General features: G+C 71.9%; 14 protein-coding genes and 1 tRNA gene. 10 read left to right on the top strand and 5 right to left on the bottom strand.

Annotated elements, in window-relative coordinates; translation table 11 throughout:
- Positions 1–43: 43 nt before the first annotated feature.
- Positions 44–117: transfer RNA gene (locus AC5RVZ_RS17110), tRNA-Met, on the top strand.
- Positions 118–210: 93 nt separating this feature from the next.
- Here AC5RVZ_RS17110 and AC5RVZ_RS17115 read toward each other — a convergent pair.
- The gene (locus AC5RVZ_RS17115) at positions 211–690 is read right to left on the bottom strand and encodes a MarR family winged helix-turn-helix transcriptional regulator (protein WP_494066954.1); all 480 of its coding nucleotides are present in this window, start codon (positions 688–690) and stop codon (positions 211–213) included.
- Positions 691–764: 74 nt separating this feature from the next.
- Between AC5RVZ_RS17115 and idi the strand changes: the two genes are divergently transcribed.
- The 7 genes from idi to AC5RVZ_RS17150 are packed head-to-tail and all read left to right on the top strand — an operon-like array spanning position 765 to position 6,368.
- Positions 765–1,316, top strand: coding sequence for an isopentenyl-diphosphate Delta-isomerase (idi, locus tag AC5RVZ_RS17120; RefSeq protein ID WP_494066955.1), 552 nt, complete (start codon positions 765–767; stop codon positions 1,314–1,316).
- Entirely contained in the window at positions 1,313–2,368 is a 1,056-nt protein-coding gene (locus AC5RVZ_RS17125; protein WP_494066956.1) for a polyprenyl synthetase family protein, read from the top strand. The genes idi and AC5RVZ_RS17125 overlap by 4 nt, the downstream gene beginning before the upstream one ends.
- Positions 2,365–3,243, top strand: a complete 879-nt coding sequence (locus AC5RVZ_RS17130) for a phytoene/squalene synthase family protein (protein WP_494066957.1) — start codon at positions 2,365–2,367, stop codon at positions 3,241–3,243. The genes AC5RVZ_RS17125 and AC5RVZ_RS17130 overlap by 4 nt, the downstream gene beginning before the upstream one ends.
- A gap of 8 nt (positions 3,244–3,251) precedes the next feature.
- On the top strand, positions 3,252–4,802 hold the full coding sequence (gene crtI, locus AC5RVZ_RS17135) for a phytoene desaturase family protein (protein WP_494067009.1): 1,551 nt from the start codon (positions 3,252–3,254) through the stop codon (positions 4,800–4,802).
- A gap of 2 nt (positions 4,803–4,804) precedes the next feature.
- The gene (locus AC5RVZ_RS17140) at positions 4,805–5,152 is read left to right on the top strand and encodes a lycopene cyclase domain-containing protein (protein WP_494066958.1); all 348 of its coding nucleotides are present in this window, start codon (positions 4,805–4,807) and stop codon (positions 5,150–5,152) included.
- Complete coding sequence (locus tag AC5RVZ_RS17145; protein ID WP_494066959.1) at positions 5,149–5,487, top strand: lycopene cyclase domain-containing protein; 339 nt, start codon at positions 5,149–5,151, stop codon at positions 5,485–5,487. Before AC5RVZ_RS17140 ends, AC5RVZ_RS17145 begins: the two co-directional genes overlap by 4 nt.
- On the top strand, positions 5,484–6,368 hold the full coding sequence (locus tag AC5RVZ_RS17150; RefSeq protein ID WP_494066960.1) for a prenyltransferase: 885 nt from the start codon (positions 5,484–5,486) through the stop codon (positions 6,366–6,368). Before AC5RVZ_RS17145 ends, AC5RVZ_RS17150 begins: the two co-directional genes overlap by 4 nt.
- 53 nt (positions 6,369–6,421) lie before the next feature.
- Here the strand turns inward: AC5RVZ_RS17150 and AC5RVZ_RS17155 are convergent, their stop codons facing one another.
- Both AC5RVZ_RS17155 and AC5RVZ_RS17160 read right to left on the bottom strand, forming a co-directional pair.
- A complete protein-coding gene (locus AC5RVZ_RS17155; protein WP_494066961.1) occupies positions 6,422–9,343 on the bottom strand; it encodes a UPF0182 family membrane protein in 2,922 nt (973 codons plus the stop codon).
- Positions 9,344–9,423: 80 nt separating this feature from the next.
- Positions 9,424–10,548, bottom strand: coding sequence for a YlbL family protein (locus AC5RVZ_RS17160; RefSeq protein ID WP_494066962.1), 1,125 nt, complete (start codon positions 10,546–10,548; stop codon positions 9,424–9,426).
- A gap of 144 nt (positions 10,549–10,692) precedes the next feature.
- On the opposite strand from AC5RVZ_RS17160, the gene AC5RVZ_RS17165 reads away from it, so the two are divergent.
- The gene (locus AC5RVZ_RS17165; RefSeq protein WP_494066963.1) at positions 10,693–12,120 is read left to right on the top strand and encodes a zinc-dependent metalloprotease; all 1,428 of its coding nucleotides are present in this window, start codon (positions 10,693–10,695) and stop codon (positions 12,118–12,120) included.
- Positions 12,121–12,878: 758 nt separating this feature from the next.
- On the opposite strand, the gene AC5RVZ_RS17170 is transcribed toward AC5RVZ_RS17165, so the two are convergent.
- Together AC5RVZ_RS17170 and nudC are read right to left on the bottom strand one after the other, a co-directional pair.
- Positions 12,879–14,648: an ATP-dependent helicase gene (locus AC5RVZ_RS17170; protein WP_494066964.1), complete on the bottom strand. Its 1,770-nt coding sequence runs from the start codon at positions 14,646–14,648 to the stop codon at positions 12,879–12,881.
- Positions 14,645–15,562, bottom strand: coding sequence for an NAD(+) diphosphatase (nudC, locus tag AC5RVZ_RS17175; RefSeq protein ID WP_494066965.1), 918 nt, complete (start codon positions 15,560–15,562; stop codon positions 14,645–14,647). The genes AC5RVZ_RS17170 and nudC overlap by 4 nt, the downstream gene beginning before the upstream one ends.
- Before the next feature lie 116 nt (positions 15,563–15,678).
- On the opposite strand from nudC, the gene AC5RVZ_RS17180 reads away from it, so the two are divergent.
- Entirely contained in the window at positions 15,679–16,989 is a 1,311-nt protein-coding gene (locus AC5RVZ_RS17180) for a phosphotransferase (protein WP_494066966.1), read from the top strand.
- Position 16,990 lies beyond the last annotated feature (1 nt).

A 16,990-nucleotide genomic window follows, 5' to 3' on the forward strand; every position in this document is an offset into this window, starting at 1 on the left:
ATTCGCGACCCGCGCCGGCCCGTGCTAAGCTCATTTCTTGTGCCGCGGGGTGGAGCAGCTCGGTAGCTCGCTGGGCTCATAACCCAGAGGTCGCAGGTTCAAATCCTGTCCCCGCAACAAGAAAAGAAGAGGGCGTCCCGCCAGGGACGCCCTCTTCTTGTTGCTGTTCCGGGACCGGCGCGGGACTGTGCCCCCAAGGATCCGGCCGCGTCAGCGTGTGGGGTCGAGGGCGTCGGTCACCTCGCCGAGGAACCGCGCGATCACGGCCAGCTCGGTCTCGCCGTACTCCCCCGCGACCGACCGCATGGCGCGGAGACGCTCGCCGTACAGGCGGAAGAAGTCGTTGCGCGACAGCTGCGTCAGCACCACGATCCGCGCCCGCCGGTCCGTGGGATGCGGCCGGCGCTCGATGTGCCCGGACGCGGTGAGACGGTCCAGGAGCTTCGTCGTGGAGGCGGTGGAGATCCGCAGGTGATCGGCGATGTCGCGGGGGCTGACGAGACGCCCCTCCTGCTCTCGCATGACGAGCATGCGCAGAGCGGCCAGGTCGCTGCCGTTCATGTCCATGTCGTCCTTCATGCCGCTGTGCATGCGGTCCATCGCGTCGCTGAGCGCGCGGATGGACGTGAGCACGCGCATGATGGCGCGGTCGTGCGACGACTGCGGCACCCACCGCTGCGTCAAGCTCATGGACGTTCCTCCTCCCCCGTTGTAGCATCGCACAACACTTATCGCTAGCTAAGCTAGCGATCTTAGGAGGGGCGATGACCGACGACGACCAGGTGGTCCTGCTCGATGAGGACGGGAAGGCGATCGGCACCGCGCTCAAGAGCAGTGTGCACGGGACCGACACCGCGCTGCACCTGGCCTTCTCGTGCCATGTCGTCAACCGCCACGGCGAGGTGCTGGTCACTCGACGCGCGCTCGACAAGCGCACGTGGCCCGGGGTGTGGACCAACTCCTTCTGCGGACACCCTCGGCCTGCCGAGCCGCTGCTCGCGGCGGTCCGCCGTCGCGCGGACTACGAGCTCGGGCTGACCCTGTCCGACATCGAGCTCGCGCTCCCGCTCTTCCGCTACCGCGCGACCGACGCCAACGGCATCGTCGAGCATGAGGTGTGCCCCGTGTACACCGCACGAGCCGACGAGGAGCCCGTTCTCAACCCCCTCGAGGTCGTCGACGCGCAATGGGTCGAGCCGGGCGCGCTCGCGGCGTCGATCACCGCCACCCCCTGGGCCTTCAGCCCGTGGCTCGTGCTCCAGGCGGAGCAGCTCCACCTCTTCGAGCAGGCGGCGCCCCAGCGCAGGGTGTCATGATCGCGCTCGCTCCGGAGCCGGCCATCGACATCGCGATCGAAGGGGCTCTGACGCGCATCCGGGGCCGTGCGGCTGACCTGGGCGCCGACTTCGTCGCGCTCGGCGATGCGATCCTGCGCGCGTCGCGCGGCGGCAAGCGGTTCCGCCCCGCGCTGGTCCTGGCGGCTTTCGACGCCTTCCGCACCGACGACGCGCACGCGTCGGCGGCGCTCTCGGTGGCCGCGGCGTTCGAGCTGCTCCACACCGCGTTCGTCATCCACGACGACGTCATCGATCACGACACCGTGCGCCGCGGCAACCCGAACATCGCCGGCGAGTTCCGCGCACGCGGCCGCCGCAGCGGCGCGGACGCCGACGGCGCGGCGCTGCTGGGCGATGCCGCGGCGATCCTCGCGGGCGACCTGCTGCTGCATGAGGCCATCCGCCTCGTGTCGATGGCGGACGCCGACCCGGGCGCACGGGAGCGCCTGATGACGCTGCTCGACGACGCCGTGTACATCTCGGCGGCCGGCGAGCTCGCCGACGTCTCGCACAGCGTCGCCGCCGACTGCGCGTCATCGGACCGGATCTTCGAGGCCGCCTTCAACAAGACCGCCGTCTACTCGTTCCGAGCCCCGCTGCAGGCGGGGGCGATGCTCGGCGGCGCGTCACCAGAAGCGCTGCGCGTCATCGGCATCGCGGGCGGGCGCATCGGACTGGCGTTCCAGCTGGTCGACGACCTCATCGGCGCGTTCGCCACGGCCGAGGTGGCCGGCCGCGACAGCGGCGCCGACCTCCGTGAGGCCAAGCGCACGCCCCTGGTCGCCCTGGCACGCGACTCCGAGGCATGGCCGCACGTCGACGAGGCGCTGGCGCTCGCGCGCACCGGGCCGGTGGCGGTGCGGCAGGCGCAGGCGGCGCTGGAGCGCAGCGGCGCCCGGCAGCGGCTGGTCGACGAGATCGACCGCACGCTGGCCGACGTCCGCGCGATCGCGACCGACCCCGCGCTGCCCGCACTGGCTGCGCGTCTGCTGCAGGACCTGGCCGACGGCATCCAGGGGCGGATCCCGTGACGCGCCTCCGCCACGAGCCCACCGGTCTCGCGCTGTACGACCGCACCGCGAGCGATGCCGCCGCCACGGTCATCGAGCGGTACTCGACCTCCTTCGCGCTGGCGTGCCGCCTGCTCGGTCCCCGTCCCCGCCCGCACGTGCGGAACGTGTACGCGCTCGTCCGCGTCGCCGATGAGATCGTGGACGGTCCCGCTGCGGCGGCCGGGCTCTCCCCCGATGCCGCCGCCGCCATTCTCGAGGACCTCGAGCGCGCGACGCTCGATGCGCTCGAGCGGGGCTTCAGCGCGAACCTCGTCGTGCACGCCTTCGCCAGGACCGCGCGCGAGTGCGGCATCGGCGAGGCGCTGGTGCGGCCCTTCTTCGCCGCGATGCGCACCGACCTGGTCACCCGGCGGCACGACGCGGCATCCCACGACGAGTACGTCTACGGATCGGCGGAGGTCGTCGGCCTCATGTGCCTGCGCGTCTTCCTCAACGCCGGGATGCCACGGCCGGTGGAGCCCGCGGCCGATGTCGCCGACGGCGCGCGACGCCTGGGCTCGGCCTTTCAGGACGTCAACTTCCTGCGAGACCTCGATCACGACGCCTCGTCACTCGGACGCGACTATCTCGGTCTGGCCAGCGGCATCGCGACGCGGGCGGCGATCCTCGACCGGATCGACGGCGACCTGTCGGCCGCCGCCGCGGTCATTCCGATGCTGCCCTCCGATTGCCGCCGCGCGGTGACGGCGGCGCACGATCTGTTCGCCGAGCTCTCCGCGCGCCTACGAGCCGACGGCGGAGCGACGGCCCGGGTGCGCGTGCCGGACCGCGTGAAGGTCCGCGTGGCCGCGCGCGCGTGGCTGGGGCGGCCTCCCCTCGAGGCACGCGCATGACGGACGCCATGTCGGAGCACGTCGTCGTCATCGGAGGAGGCATCGCCGGACTCGCCGCGGGCGCCCTGCTGGCCGCCGAGGGGCACCGGGTCAGCCTGTTCGAGGCACGTGACCAGCTGGGCGGACGAGCGGGGACGTGGGAGCGGGACGGATTCCGGTTCGACACCGGACCCAGCTGGTATCTCATGCCCGACGTCTTCGACCACTTCTTCCGGCTGCTCGGGTCGTCCGCACGGGACGAGCTCGATCTCGTGCGGCTCGATCCCGCCTACCGCGTGTACTCGGACCCCGCCACGGAGCGCGACCCGATCGACGTGCGATCCGGCCGCGCCGCGGCGACCGCGCTCTTCGAGGGGCTCGAGGCCGGCGCAGGCGCCCGACTGGACGCCTATCTGGACTCGGCGGCCGGCGCGTACGATCTCGCGGTCTCCCGCTTCCTCTACGACACGTACCAGAGCACGGCAGGACTGCGGGACCCCGCGCTCCTGCGGCGGATGCCACAGCTGGCGCCGCTGCTGGCGCGGACGCTCGCCCGCCACGTCGAAAGCCGCTTCGCCGACCCGCGGCTGCGCCAGATCCTCGAGTACCCGGCGGTCTTCCTCGGCGGATCCCCGTACGGCGTGCCGAGTCTGTATCACCTGATGAGCCACCTCGACCTGGACGACGGCGTCTTCTATCCGCGGGGCGGATTCGGCGAGCTGATCGCGGCCGTGACGCGCTTGGCCAGTGCCGCGGGTGTGAGCATCGAGACCGGCGCACGCGTACGCGCGATCACGACGCAGCGGCGTCGTGTAACCGGTGTGGAGCTCGCCGACGGGCGGCGCATCGACGCCACCCTCGTCGTCTCCGGGGCGGACCTGCACCACACCGAGACGGCACTGCTGCCCCGCGACCAGCAGACCTATCCGGAGTCCTGGTGGCGCAAGCGCACGCCCAGTCCCGGCGCGCTCCTGCTGCTGCTGGGCGTGGAGGGCGCGCTGCCGCAGCTCGCCCATCACACGCTGCTCTTCGCGGACGACTGGCGCGTGGGGTTCGAGGACATCTTCGGCCGGCGGCGGGCGATCCCCGATCCGGCGTCGCTGTACATCTGCCGGCCGAGCGCGACGGACCCCACCGTCGCGCCGCCGGGCCATGAGAATCTCTTCGTCCTCGTGCCCGTGCCCGCCGACCCGGCTCTCGGCCGAGGCGGTGCCGGCGGCGATGGAGACCTGGCGATCGAGGTCGCCGCCGATCGGGTGATCGCGCAGATCGGTGCGTGGTGCGGCATCCCGGATCTGCCCTCGAGGGTGCGCGTGCGCCGCACGATCGCACCCGGGGACTTCGCGGCCGACTTCGGCGCGTGGCGCGGGAACGCGCTCGGACTCGCGCACACGCTCGGGCAGAGTGCGCTGTTCCGACCGCGCAACGCGTCACGGAAGGTGGCGGGCCTGATGTACGTCGGCTCGTCCACGCTGCCCGGGATTGGCCTGCCGATGTGCCTCATCTCGGCCGAGCTCGTCCTCAAGCGCGTGCGCGGCGACCGCTCACCGGGTCGTCTCGCCGAGCGTGCCGAGGTGTGACCGTGCCGGGGCTCTACCTCACCGCGATCATCGGGTCCGCCGCGGGCATCGCGCTGCTGGACCGTCGATGGCGCCTCGCCGCGTGGCACGCACCGGCGCGCACCGCGGGCGCCGTGCTCCTGGGCACCGCGTTCTTCCTGGCATGGGACGCCGTCGGCATCGCATCCGGTGTCTTCGTGAAGGGCGACAGCCCGCTGCTGATCGGGATCGACCTCGCACCGCACCTGCCGCTGGAGGAGCCGTTCTTCCTGGCGTTCCTTTGCTACCTGGCCCTCGTCGTCGAAGCTGCCGCGCGGCGCATGCTGGACCGCGCGGATCGCGCGTCCCGCCGTCCACCGGAGTCGTCGTGACCTACCCCCTCCTCGTCCTCCCGTTCGCGGGCGTCACGCTCGCCGTCGTCCTGTCGACTCTTCCGCGGCCGCGATTCGGCCGGCGGATGGCATCCTCCGCCGTCGCAGCGGCGGTGCTCGTCGCACTCACCGCGGTGTTCGACAACCTCATGATCGCGGCGGGCCTGTTCACGTATCCGGAGGAGCTCATCTCCGGCGTGCGCATAGGACTCGCCCCGATCGAGGACTTCGCGTATCCGGTCTGCGCCGCCTTCCTCGTTCCCGCCGTCCTGCTGCTGCTCGGTGCGCGGACGCCGGCGGCGCACGACGGCACGCGCGCTGGAGCGTCGTCATGATCCGGGCATCCGCCCGCGCCGTCACCCGCCAGCTGCTGATCTCGTCGCGGCCGGTCAGCTGGGTCAACACCGCCTACCCGTTCGCGGCGGCGTACCTCCTCGCCGCCCGGGAGGTCGACCCCGCCCTCATCGTGGGGACGCTGTTCTTCCTCGTGCCGTACAACCTCGCGATGTACGGGATCAACGACGTCTTCGACTACGAATCCGATCTCCGCAATCCCCGCAAGGGCGGGGCGCATGGCGCCGTCCTGGACCCCGGGCTGCATGCGGTGACGCTGTGGGCGGCAGGCCTGTCATGCCTGCCGTTCGTGGCGTATCTGGTGCTGATCGGCTCTCCCGCGTCGTGGCTCGTGCTCGGGGTGAGCCTGTTCTTCGTCGTCTTCTACAGCGCGCCTCCGCTGCGCCTGAAGGAACGTCCGTTCGCCGACTCGCTCACCAGCAGCATCCACTTCTTCTCCCCCGCCGTGTACGCCCTGACGCTGGCCGGCGTCGTGTGGACCTGGCGGCTCGCCGCGGTCATCGCCGCCTTCGCGCTGTGGGGCGTCGCTTCGCACGCCTTCGGCGCCGTCCAGGACGTCGTGGCCGACCGGGAGGCCGGGATCGCCTCGATCGCGACGGCGCGCGGCGCCCGCTGGACCGTGCGCTTCTCCCTGGCCTGCTACGCCGCCGCGGGCCTGGTGATGCTCCTGGCCGCATGGCCCGGGCCGCTCGCGGCGGTGGCGGCGCTGCCGTACCTGGCCACCGTGTGGCCGTACCGCTCGATCGACGACGCGCAGGCGTCGAGGGCCACGCGCGGATGGCGCGCCTTCCTCTGGCTGAATCAGCTGTCCGGCTTCGTCGTGACGCTGCTGCTCATCTGGTACGCGCTGCTCACGGCGTGAGAGCGCACGAGAAAGGGGCCGGTCCTGACGGACCGGCCCCTTTCTCGTCGTCGTTACTGCGCGCCCAGCTCGATGAGCTTCTCGACGGCCGCAGTCAGCCGCTCGTCGGCCTCGGCGAAGGCAGCCAGGTCGCCGGCCTGCAGGGCCTCGTCGCGGTCCAGCATCGCCTGACGAGCCTCCTCGAGGGCCGCGCCGTACTCATCCGTGGGCGCCGTCGGCTGCGGCGTGGGCTCCGTGCCGGGTCCGGTCGGCTCCGGTGCCGGCACGGGCTCGCCGCCGTCGTCCGGGACGACCTCGCCGTCGCCGGCGCTCGCGCCCGCGTCACCGCCGAAGAGCACGTCCAGCGCCCCGGTGAGGGTGTCCTCGAAGGCGATGTCGTCACCGAAGGCGACCAGCACCTTCCGCAGCTGCGGCAGCTGCGTTCCCTCGGCGGCCTGCACGTACACCGGCTGCACGTAGAGCAGGCCGCCGCCCACGGGCAGCGTCAGCAGGTTCCCGTTGAGAACCTCCGACTGGCCGATGGTCAGGACGTTGATCTGCTGCGACACCGTCGGGTCGGAGTCGAAGCGGTTCTGCACCTGACCGGGTCCGGGGATCGTCGTGTCGGCGGCGATCTCGAGCATCCGCAGCTTCCCGTAGTCCTCGCCCTTGACCCCCGCCTCGCTGCCGGCGTTCGAGTCAGCGGCGAGGTACCCCATGAGCACGTTGCGGCTGGCCGCCCCCTGCGAGGACGGGATGAAGGTGGTGAACATCGAGAACGTGGAGGTGTCCTGACCCGGCATCCGCATCGTCAGGTAGTACGGCGGCTGCAGCTGGTTGGCGTTCTGCGGGTCCTCCGGCGTGGCCCACGCGTTGTCGCGCTCGTAGAACGACTGGGCGTCGTCGACGTGGTACGTCTGCAGCATCGCGCGCTGGACCTTGAAGAGGTCCGTCGGGTAGCGCACGTGGCTCATGAGCTCGCCCGACATCTCGCTGATGGGCTTCACCGTCGACGGGTACACCTTCTGCCACGCCTGCAGGATCGGGTCGTCCTCCTCCCAGGCGTACAGCGTCACCGACCCGTCGTACGCGTCGACGGTGGCCTTCACCGAGTTGCGGATGTAGTTGATGTCATCGAGCGCGTAGCGCGGAGCCGGGTTGCTCGAGTCCGAGATCGCGTTCGAGAGGCTGACCGTCGAGGAGTAGGGGTAGTTCGCGCTCAGCGTGTACCCGTCGACGATCCAGACGATCCGGCCGTCCACGACGCTCGGATACGGATCGTTGTCGAGCGTCAGGTACGGCGCGGCCTTCTGCACACGGGTGAGCGGGTCGCGGTCGTAGAGGATCTGGGATTCCTCGTTGACGTCGTCGGAGAACAGGATCTGCTCGGACTGGAACTTCAGCGCGTAGATCAGCCGGTGGAAGATGTTCCCCACCGACGGGCCGCCGTCGCCCGAGAACGTCGTACGCGGCCCGGTGCTGCCGTCCGAGCCCGACGGGTAGTCGAGCTCGATCGGGTCGGTGCCCTCCGGCGCGCCGACGATCGAGTAGGCCGGAGAGAACTCCCCGAAGTAGACCCGCGGCTGGAAGTCCTCGCTCTCGGAGAGGAACCCGGTGGCCGGGATGCCGCGCTCGAGGAACACCGGGTTGCCGTCGGTGGTCCGCTCGTTGCCGGCCGCCGCCACCATGCCGTACCCGTGCGTGTACACGAGCGTCTCGTTCACCCACGACGAGCCGGTCCCCAGCTGCTCCATGTTCAGCTCGCGCACCGAGACGATGGTGTCCTGCAGCTGGCCGTCGATCTCGTAGCGGTCGACATCCAGCGGATCCTGGAACTGGTAGTACGCACGGTACTGCTCCAGCTGACGCACGGTCGGGCCGATGATGGCGGGATCCATGATGCGGATCTGCGCGGTGGTCTGCGCGTCCTCGCGCAGCTGACCCGCCTCGGCGCTCGTCTGCGCCGTGAACTCGGTCTTCTCCATGTCGTCGATGCCGAAGGCGTCCTTCGTGCCGTCGAGGTTGCGCTGGTAGTACTCGCGCTCGAGCGAGAGCTGGTTCGGCTGCACCTGGAACGTGTTGACGATCCAGGGGTAGCCGACGCCCACCACGATCGCCGAGACCACCAGCAGCGCCGTCCCGATGAGCGGGAAGCGCCACCGGCCGATGAAGGCCGTCACGAAGAACAGCAGGGCGACGATCACCGCCACGAAGGCCAGGATCGTCTGACCGGGGATCACCGCGTTCACCTCGGTGTATCCGGGACCGGTGATCCGCCCGAGGCCGCCGGTGTCGACCATCGTGCGGAACCGGTCGAGCCACAGGCTCACGCCCTGCACGAGGAGGTAGAGCCCCGCGATCACCGCCAGCTGGATGCGCGCCGCTTTCGAGATGCGCAGCTCGCGCTGCCCCACGCGCACCGAGCCGTAGAGGTACGACACCAGCGCCGTCACCAGCAGCGAGATCAGCAGCACCGCCGAGACGAACCCGACCAGCGCGCCCCAGAACGGGAGCGCGAACATGTAGAAGCCGGTGTCGAGACCGAACTCGGGGTCGCGGGTGTCGGTGGCCACGCCGTTGAACCACATCCACGTGGTCTCCCACTGCGCGGACGCGGCGAAGCCGGCGAAGAAGCCGAAGAAGATCGGGATGCCCCACATCGCCAGCCGTCGCAGCGGCTCCACGACCTCCTGATACCGGTCCAGCTGCGAGCTCAGCCGCGCGTAGACGGGACGCAGCCGGTACGCCAGCTGGATGGAGACCCACACCGGAACGGCCATCGCCAGGAACCCGATGACGAACATCACGACGCGCGCGACCCACTGGGTCAGCAGGACCGACTCGAAGCCGAGCTGGTCGTACCACAGCCAGTCCGCATAGAGGCTGGCGAAGATGAAGAACGCCACCACGAGCGCGGCGATGACCGCGAGGGTGATGGCGATGACGCGTCTGGTTCGGGAGGGTGTGGCCGGAGTCGGCGCTGAGGTCGTGGTCACGATCCCATCCTAGGCGGACCGCTCTGCGCCCCCGCCTTGTCCGCGCTGGGCGTACGCCGCGAAGCCGCGGTCGGCAGGCCTCATCCGGCGGTGCAGGTGGGCAGCGCGTCGAGATCGCCGCCGTCACGCACGGCATCCAGGACGGCGAGCGCGTCGTCGAGGTCGTCGACGGCGAAGACCTGCAGGTCGCCGGGGACATGGCCGACGACCTCGTCGCAGTTCGCCTCGGGTGCGAGGAACCACTCCGCCCCGGCATCCACGGCGCCCCACAGCTTCTGCCGGATGCCGCCGATGGGCCCGACGGTGCCCTCGGCCGTGATGGTGCCCGTGCCGGCGATGCGCTGCCCGCCGTTGAGCTCGCCGGGAGTGAGCGTGTCGATGATCCCCAGCGCGAACATCATCCCCGCGCTCGGACCGCCGACGTTGTTGAGCTGGATCGTGACGTCGATCGGGAAGTCGTAGTCGGTGATCAGGTTGACGCCGATGATCCAGATGGTCTCGCCGTCGTCGATGGCCTCCTTCGGGGTCACCTCGACGGTACGCTCCTGACCGTCCCGCTCGATGACCAGCTCGATCGGATCCCCCTCGGCGTCGTTGATCACCGCGCGCAGCTCCTGCACGTCGGCGACCTCGTTCCCGTTCGCACGGAGGATGACATCGCCCTCCGCCAGGACCCCCGCGGAGGCGGAGTCCTCCACGAGCGAGTAGACCGACAGCCGCGCGCCCACGTCGTATCCCAACTCGGTGAGCGCGGCCGCGGTGGCCTCGTGCTGCGAGTCGACCATCATCGCCGCGCTCTCGTCGTTGCGCTCCTCCGTGGTCTGCCCCTCGGGGAACACGGCATCGATCGGCAGCACCGCCTTGCTCGGATCGAACCACGCGGTCGCCAGCTCGAACCAGGACGGCGTCCGTTCGCGATTGCCCTGCACCTGCACCGTGAGCAGGTCCAGCGCGCCCGCCGTCCGATACGTCGGGGCCCCCTCCACCGAGATGAGGGGCACGTCCTCGCCGTCCGTGGCCTCCGCCTCACCGAGAGTGTTGTACACCGGTCCCGGCTGCTGGATGACGTAGGACGTCGGCAGGAACGTGATCACGAGCAGGATGACCATCGCGATGGCGAGCGCCCAGATCCCGGCGATCGAGCGGCGCGACAGCGGATGCTTCGCAGCGGGCTCGATCGTCGTGCTCTCGTCGAACAGCGCCACGCGGGGGCCTTCCTGTCGTGCCTGATGAGGGATGCCTGGTCGTTCGCGACCGGCGTAAGGCGTTCAGGTCCCTGCCGGGGAGTGCGACGGATGCTGCCACTAGCGTAGAACGCGTGGGTCTCGACCGGCTGAAAGGCGACTGAAGTGGCAGACGAAGACCGCGGTCCCGAGGAGGAGTTCCAGGAGCTGATCCGGCGACTCTTCGGCGGCGGAGCAGGCGATCTCGACCCGGAGCAGCTCTCGGAGCTCACGGGCATGAACATCGATCCGGCCATGATGCAGACGGTGATGCGCCACCTGCAGGGCGCCTTCGCAGGCGCCGGCCAGAACGGCATCTCGTGGGACATGACGCAGCGTCAGGCCCTGCACATCGCCAACCAGGACGGGCTCGTGGTCACGACGGGCCAGCGCACCGACCTCGACCAGGCGTTCGCGCTGGCGAACCTGTGGCTGAGCGAGGCGACGGCGATCTCCGAGCTGGCATCCCCGCCGCGTTCGATCACGCGGGGCGCATGGGTGGAGGCCACGCTGCCGGTATGGCAGGAGCTGGCCGAGCCGGTGGCCACGAGCATCGCGGACGCTCTCACCTCGGCGCTGAGCGCTCAGGCGCCGGAGGAGATGCAGGGCCTCGTGCAGGGTGCAGGCCGCCTGATGCGCACGGTGGGCGGCTCGCTGTTCGCCTCCCAGCTGGGTCAGGTCGTCGGCAACCTCTCGAAGGAGGTCGTCAGCGGCGGAGACGTCGGCATCCCCCTCATGCCCGACGGCGACGCGGCGATCCTGCCTCAGAACTTCGCCGACTTCGGCCGCGACCTGGAGGTGCCCGAGGACCAGCTGGCCCTCTATGTCGCGACGCGCGAACTCGCGCACGCACGCCTGTTCCGGCACGCGCGCTGGCTGCGCCTGCATGTCATCTCGCAGGTGACGGAGTTCGCCCGAGGCGTGCACGTCGACACCGATGCGCTCGAGGAGATGGCCGCCCGCTTCGATCCGTCCGAGCCGGAGGAGCTGCGCCGGGCGCTCGAGAGCGGCGCGCTGCTGCCAGAGCGCTCGGAAGCGCAGAAGGCCGCCCTCGCCCGCCTCGAGAACCTGCTGGCCACGATCGAGGGCTGGGTGGAGGTCGTGACCGACGACGCCACCTCGCGCCTGCCCGCCGCGCCCCGCATCGCGGAGGCGGTCCGGCGCCGCCGGGCCGTCGGCGGCCCCGCCGAGCGGGCGCTCGGGTCGCTCGTGGGCCTCGAGCTGCGGCCGCGCCGGATGCGCGAGGCCGCGGCCATGTGGCGTGCCGTCACCGAGGCCGTCGGCCCCACGGCGCGGGACGCCCTCTGGGACTATCCCGACCTGATGCCCTCGGCGACCGACATCGACGACCCGGCCGGTCTCGTGGCCCGCCTGGAGGCGCGTGCGCGCGGGGAGGCTCCCGTGCGCGACGAGATGGACGACGCGCTGGCACGGCTGCTCGCCGACGAGGACGGTGCGGCGCAGGCCGACGCGCCGTCCCCGGAGGACGATGCCGCGGCCGAGCGCCCGACGGATGAGGACGACGACGCGCCGGGGAGCAGCCGCTCGGAGTGACATCGACTCCTCCACAGGTTCGGCGCGCCGGCGCGGAGGCGCCGAGCCTGTGGACAGCCGTTCACCGCGACAGGGCCGACGGCAGGATCGAGCCATGCGCATCGACTCGGCTCATCCTCCGGTGTGGCGCTCGCCGACGGTTCTGCAGTTCGGCGCCGTGCCGGTGGCCCGCGTGGCCGACCCCGCTCCGTGGCAGCTCCGCGTCGTGCGCGAGCTCGAGCGGGGCATCCCCGACAGCGCCTACGGCCCACTCGCCGAGGCGCTGGGCGCTCCGTCGGAGGAGGCGGCTGCGGCCTTCCTCGCCTGTATCAGGCCGTGTCTTGCGGCCGCGTCCCCGCCGCGCACGGTGATCCTGCGCACGATCGGGAACGTGCCGGATGCCGCGCGCGCCGCCGTCGCGGCGGGGCTCACCGCCGGACGCCTGGAGGTCCGACAGGCCCCGGGATCCGATCCGCTCGGCGGTGTGGCGCCCGGAGCGGCCCCGGTCGTGCTGGTCGCGCAGCACGTGGTCCCGCCCGCCGCCGGGGCGGCCCTGATGGCGGCCGACGCGCATCATCTCCCGGTGATCCTCGCGGGCACGGCGGCCGAAGTAGGACCCCTCGTCATTCCGGGCGTGACGGCGTGCCTCTCGTGCGTCGACGCCCGCCGCGCGCAGGAGGATGCGGCCTGGCCGGCCGTCGCGGCGCAGCTGATGGGCCGGCCGGTCGAGACCGAGGAGTCGGTGGCGTGGGAGGCGGGGATCGTCGCGGCGCGGCTTCTCACCGAACGCGATCGGCACCCGTCCCGCGCCGCGACCCGCGCGGTGGGCTTGCGCGCCGGCTCGCTGCACCGGAGCGTCCGGACCCACCGACCGCACGCAGCGTGCCGTTGCCGATCTCTCGCAGGAACCGCGACGGCTGCCGTTCCCTTCCCCCGCGCGACCATGTCAGGGACAGCGTTCGCCCGGCCCGCGTGATGCCGACATAAGCCAGCCGGCGCTCCTCGTCGACCTGCTCGAACGTGGTCGCGTACGAGATCGGGAGCAGCCCCTCCGCCACGCCCACCAGGTGCACGTGATCCCACTCCAGACCCTTCGCGGCGTGGAGGGTCGACAGGGTCACCGTCCGCAGCGACGGCTCGTCGTGGGCACGGGCTCGCGCGGCGAGGTCGTCGGTGAAGACGCGCAGGTTGGTTCCCGGCGGCGCCTCCTCCGCCAGCCGCAGCAGCGCCGCTCGCGCTTCCCACGCGTCGCGCAACGCGCCGCCGGCTTCCGGCGGCTCGTCTGTGAGGCCGAGCGAGCGCAGCACGTCGCGGACCGCGTCGACGAACCCGCGCTCCATCGGCGCGACCGACGCGCCGCGCAGCGCCATGATCGCCTGACGCACCTCGGGCAGGTCGAAGAAGCGCCGCCCTCCCAGCACCGTGGAGGCGATTCCGGCGTCGGCGAGAGCGGCGACGAGTTCGGCGGACTGCGCGTGCGCGCGATACAGCACCGCGATCCGCCGGGGATCGACGCCTCCTGCGATCTGCTGCCGGATGCGGCTCGCCACGGCGCGCGCCTCCGCGGCGTCGTCGTCGAACGCGGTCAGTGTCGGCACCGCCTCGGGCTCGGGCGAGCGCTGTGCGGCGGCGCTCAGATGCAGCGCACCCGGCCGGCCGCGCATCAGCTCGTTCGCGACGGCGAGGATGGGCGCGTCCGAGCGGTAGTTCGTCTCCAGGCGCACCACACGGGCGCCCTCGTATCGCCTGTCGAAGTCGAGCAGGAACCGCGCCTCGGCGCCGGCGAACGAATAGATCGTCTGGCTGGCGTCGCCGACGACGCAGAGGTCACGGCGATCGCCGAGCCAGAGCTCGAGCAGGCGGTTCTGCAGCGGGGAGACGTCCTGGAACTCGTCGACGGTGAAGTGCCGGTACTGCTCGCGGACAGCGGCGACCACCTTGGGCTCGGCCTCGAGCATCCCGGCGCAGGCGAGCAGCACATCCTCGAAGTCCAGCTGGCGGCGCTCGTCCTTGAGCTTCTCGTAGGCGTGCTGCAGCGCGACGACGCGGTCGACGGACAGGCGGCCCACGCCGCCGGGCCTCGCGGCGGCGTACTCGTCGATGCTCAGCATCGAGACCTTGCGCCACTCGATGGCGCTCGCGACGTCTCGGAGCGTCGCCGTATCCGGCGTGATGCCGATGCCGTCGGCCGCGTGCGCGAGAAGGCGGACCTTGTTGTCGACGATCCCGGGAGCGGTGTCACCGGCGAGGGTCGGCCAGAAGTAGTTCAGCTGCGCGAGGGCCGCCGCGTGGAAGGTGCGCGCCGACACGCCTTCCACGCCCATCGCGCGCAGCCGCCCCCGCATCTCGCCGGCCGCCTTGGTGGTGAACGTCACCGCCATGACGCGTCCGGGCGAGTAGGCGCCCGTGTCGACGCCGTGCGCGATGCGGTGGGTGATGACGCGGGTCTTGCCCGTGCCGGCTCCCGCGAGCACGACCACGGGGCCGCGCAGCGCCGTCACGGCCTCCAGCTGCCGCTCGTCCAGTCCCTGGAGGGCACGGCCGCTCACGTCGTCGCCCCCGCATACCAATCGCTGATCAGCTGATGGGCGATCGAGGCGGAGCCGGGCAGGACCACATCGCCCCTCCCGGCGAGCGCGGCCCCGATCTCGTCGCGACGGAACCAGCGGACGGCCGCGATCTCCTCACCGTCCGCGCGCGCCGCCGCGTCGTCCCGGGCGCGCGCGAGGAAGCCGAGCATCAGCGAGCGCGGGTACGGCCACGCCTGCGAGCCCCGGTAGGTCGCCTCGGCGACGTCCACGCCGCACTCCTCGGCGACCTCGCGACGGACCGCCGCTTCCAGCGACTCTCCTGCCTCGACGAAGCCGGCGAAGCACGAGAACCGCTCGGGGCCCCACAGCGCGTTCGACCCGAGCAGCAGGGCATCGGGATCGTCGGCGCTCGTGATCGCCACGATGACGGCGGGATCCGTGCGCGGGAAATGCTGCCGTCCACAGCTCGGGCAGCGACGTGACCAGCCGGCGTCGATCAGCATGGTGAGGGCTCCGCAGAACGGGCAGTGCGGCGAATCGATCAGCCAGCGTCCGAGGCTGAGGGCCTCCACGAACGCCCCGGCGTCGTCGGCGGCGAGGGCGCCGCCGACCGAGCGGAGGCCGGCCCATCCCGCCGGCGCGTCGAGGGGCTCCTCCTCGGCGGCAGCGAACACCGCGGTGAGCCGCACGCCGCCCCCGGTGTCGCGGCCGAGGAAGGCCCACTCCGCGCCGCCCGGCACCGCGTCCGGCGCGAGCCACAGCAGCGCGTCGGGACGAGCCAGCGGCGCGGCATCCCCCACCACGACGAGCACCCGCGTCGCCGGGTCGCGCCTCGCGGTCTCGATCAGGTCCGGTGCGAGCCTGTCCGTGGCGGACCGGTCCAGTCCCGCGCGCGCCAGCGGCGGAACGCTCGAGCTGTCGGGCGCCGTCATCGAGATGTCTCCGGTTCGTCGATCGGGCCGGTCCGGCCGCCGCCGTTCCCCGGTGCGGTCGCGCGGCCAGGGCGTGGCGCGAAGGTGGACGGGCGAGCCCGACCTACCCTGGGCACATGGCACGCTCCCCCCTCACTCTAGCCGCGTCCGTCACCTCGGCTCTGCCGCGCGTCGGCGTCGTCGGAGTCGGTGCGCTCACCGAGGGCGCCGCCGGTCGGTTCGACACCGCGGTGGCGGATCTCGACGACGGCCGGCGCGTGGTCGTCCGCGCTCCCGCCGACTCTGCGGCGGGCGAGGAGCTGGCGGCCGAAGTGCGGGCGCTGCGTGCGCTCACACCCGGGGTGCGGGGTCTGCTCCCCTTCCGGGCGCCGGAGCTGCTGGGCGAGACCGGGCTGGGCGACGCCCGCGTCGTCGTGGTCGATTTCCTGCCCGGCTACCGGGTCGATGCTGCGCACGTGCCGCCGGGCTTCGGGGCGGCGACCTCGGTCGGTGCCGCCCTCGCCGCACTCCACGCGCTTCCCCCGTCGATCGTCCGGGCCGAGGGCCTTCCGGCGCGCACGCCTCAGCAGGTCCGCGCGGACGCCGCTCGCATCGTCGACCGCGCCGACGCCACCGGACGTCTGCCTCGCGTGCTGGAGCGGCGCTGGCATCGGGCGCTCGACGCCGAGGATCTGTGGCGCTTCGAGTCGGCGGTCGTGCTCGGTGGAGCGGGCGCCGCATCCTTCCTGTACGAGGACCTGGAGGGCGTTCCCACGGTGACGGGACTGCTCGACTGGCACGGTCTGTCGGTGGGCGATCCCGCGACGGATCTGCAGTGGCTCGCCGCAGCGCCCACGGCGGCGGACGACGTCTACGAGTCCTACGTCTCGCACAGCGACCGCGCGCCCGACGCGCACGTGCGCGACAGGTCGCGCCTGTACGCAGAGCTGGAGTTCGCGAAGTGGCTGGTGCACGGCCACGAATCCGGGCGCGATGACCTCGTGTCCGATGCCGTCGAGCTGCTGGAGTCGCTCGCGCGCGGCGTCGCCGACGAGGACCTCGTGGCGGCGCCGGGTCTCGGCGTGGACGAGGCGATCGCGCTGCTGGACCGGATGCCGGAGGCGGCCCCGCCTGCGGTCGACACGTCGATGCACACAGATACGTACGATCCGGAAGAGCTCTCCCAGTGGATGGCCGATCAGGACGACAGCCACGACGACGATGACGCGGTCGGGACGGGCGCGCAGGGCCAACGGGGCGACGCCGGCGACACGTCACGCGCCGCGCACGCCCACGACCGACTGTCCACCGCGCCGATCCTCCTGCCGACGTCTCCGGGCGCGCGGTCCGGCCGCACGTCGACGGCGGACGACGGCACCGAGACGGATGCCGCGGCCGACGCCGAGCGCGCCTCGGAGGCGGCGCTGCGCCGCTGGCGTGCCGACTGAC

This window comes from Arthrobacter sp. Cza30, assembly GCF_059090765.1.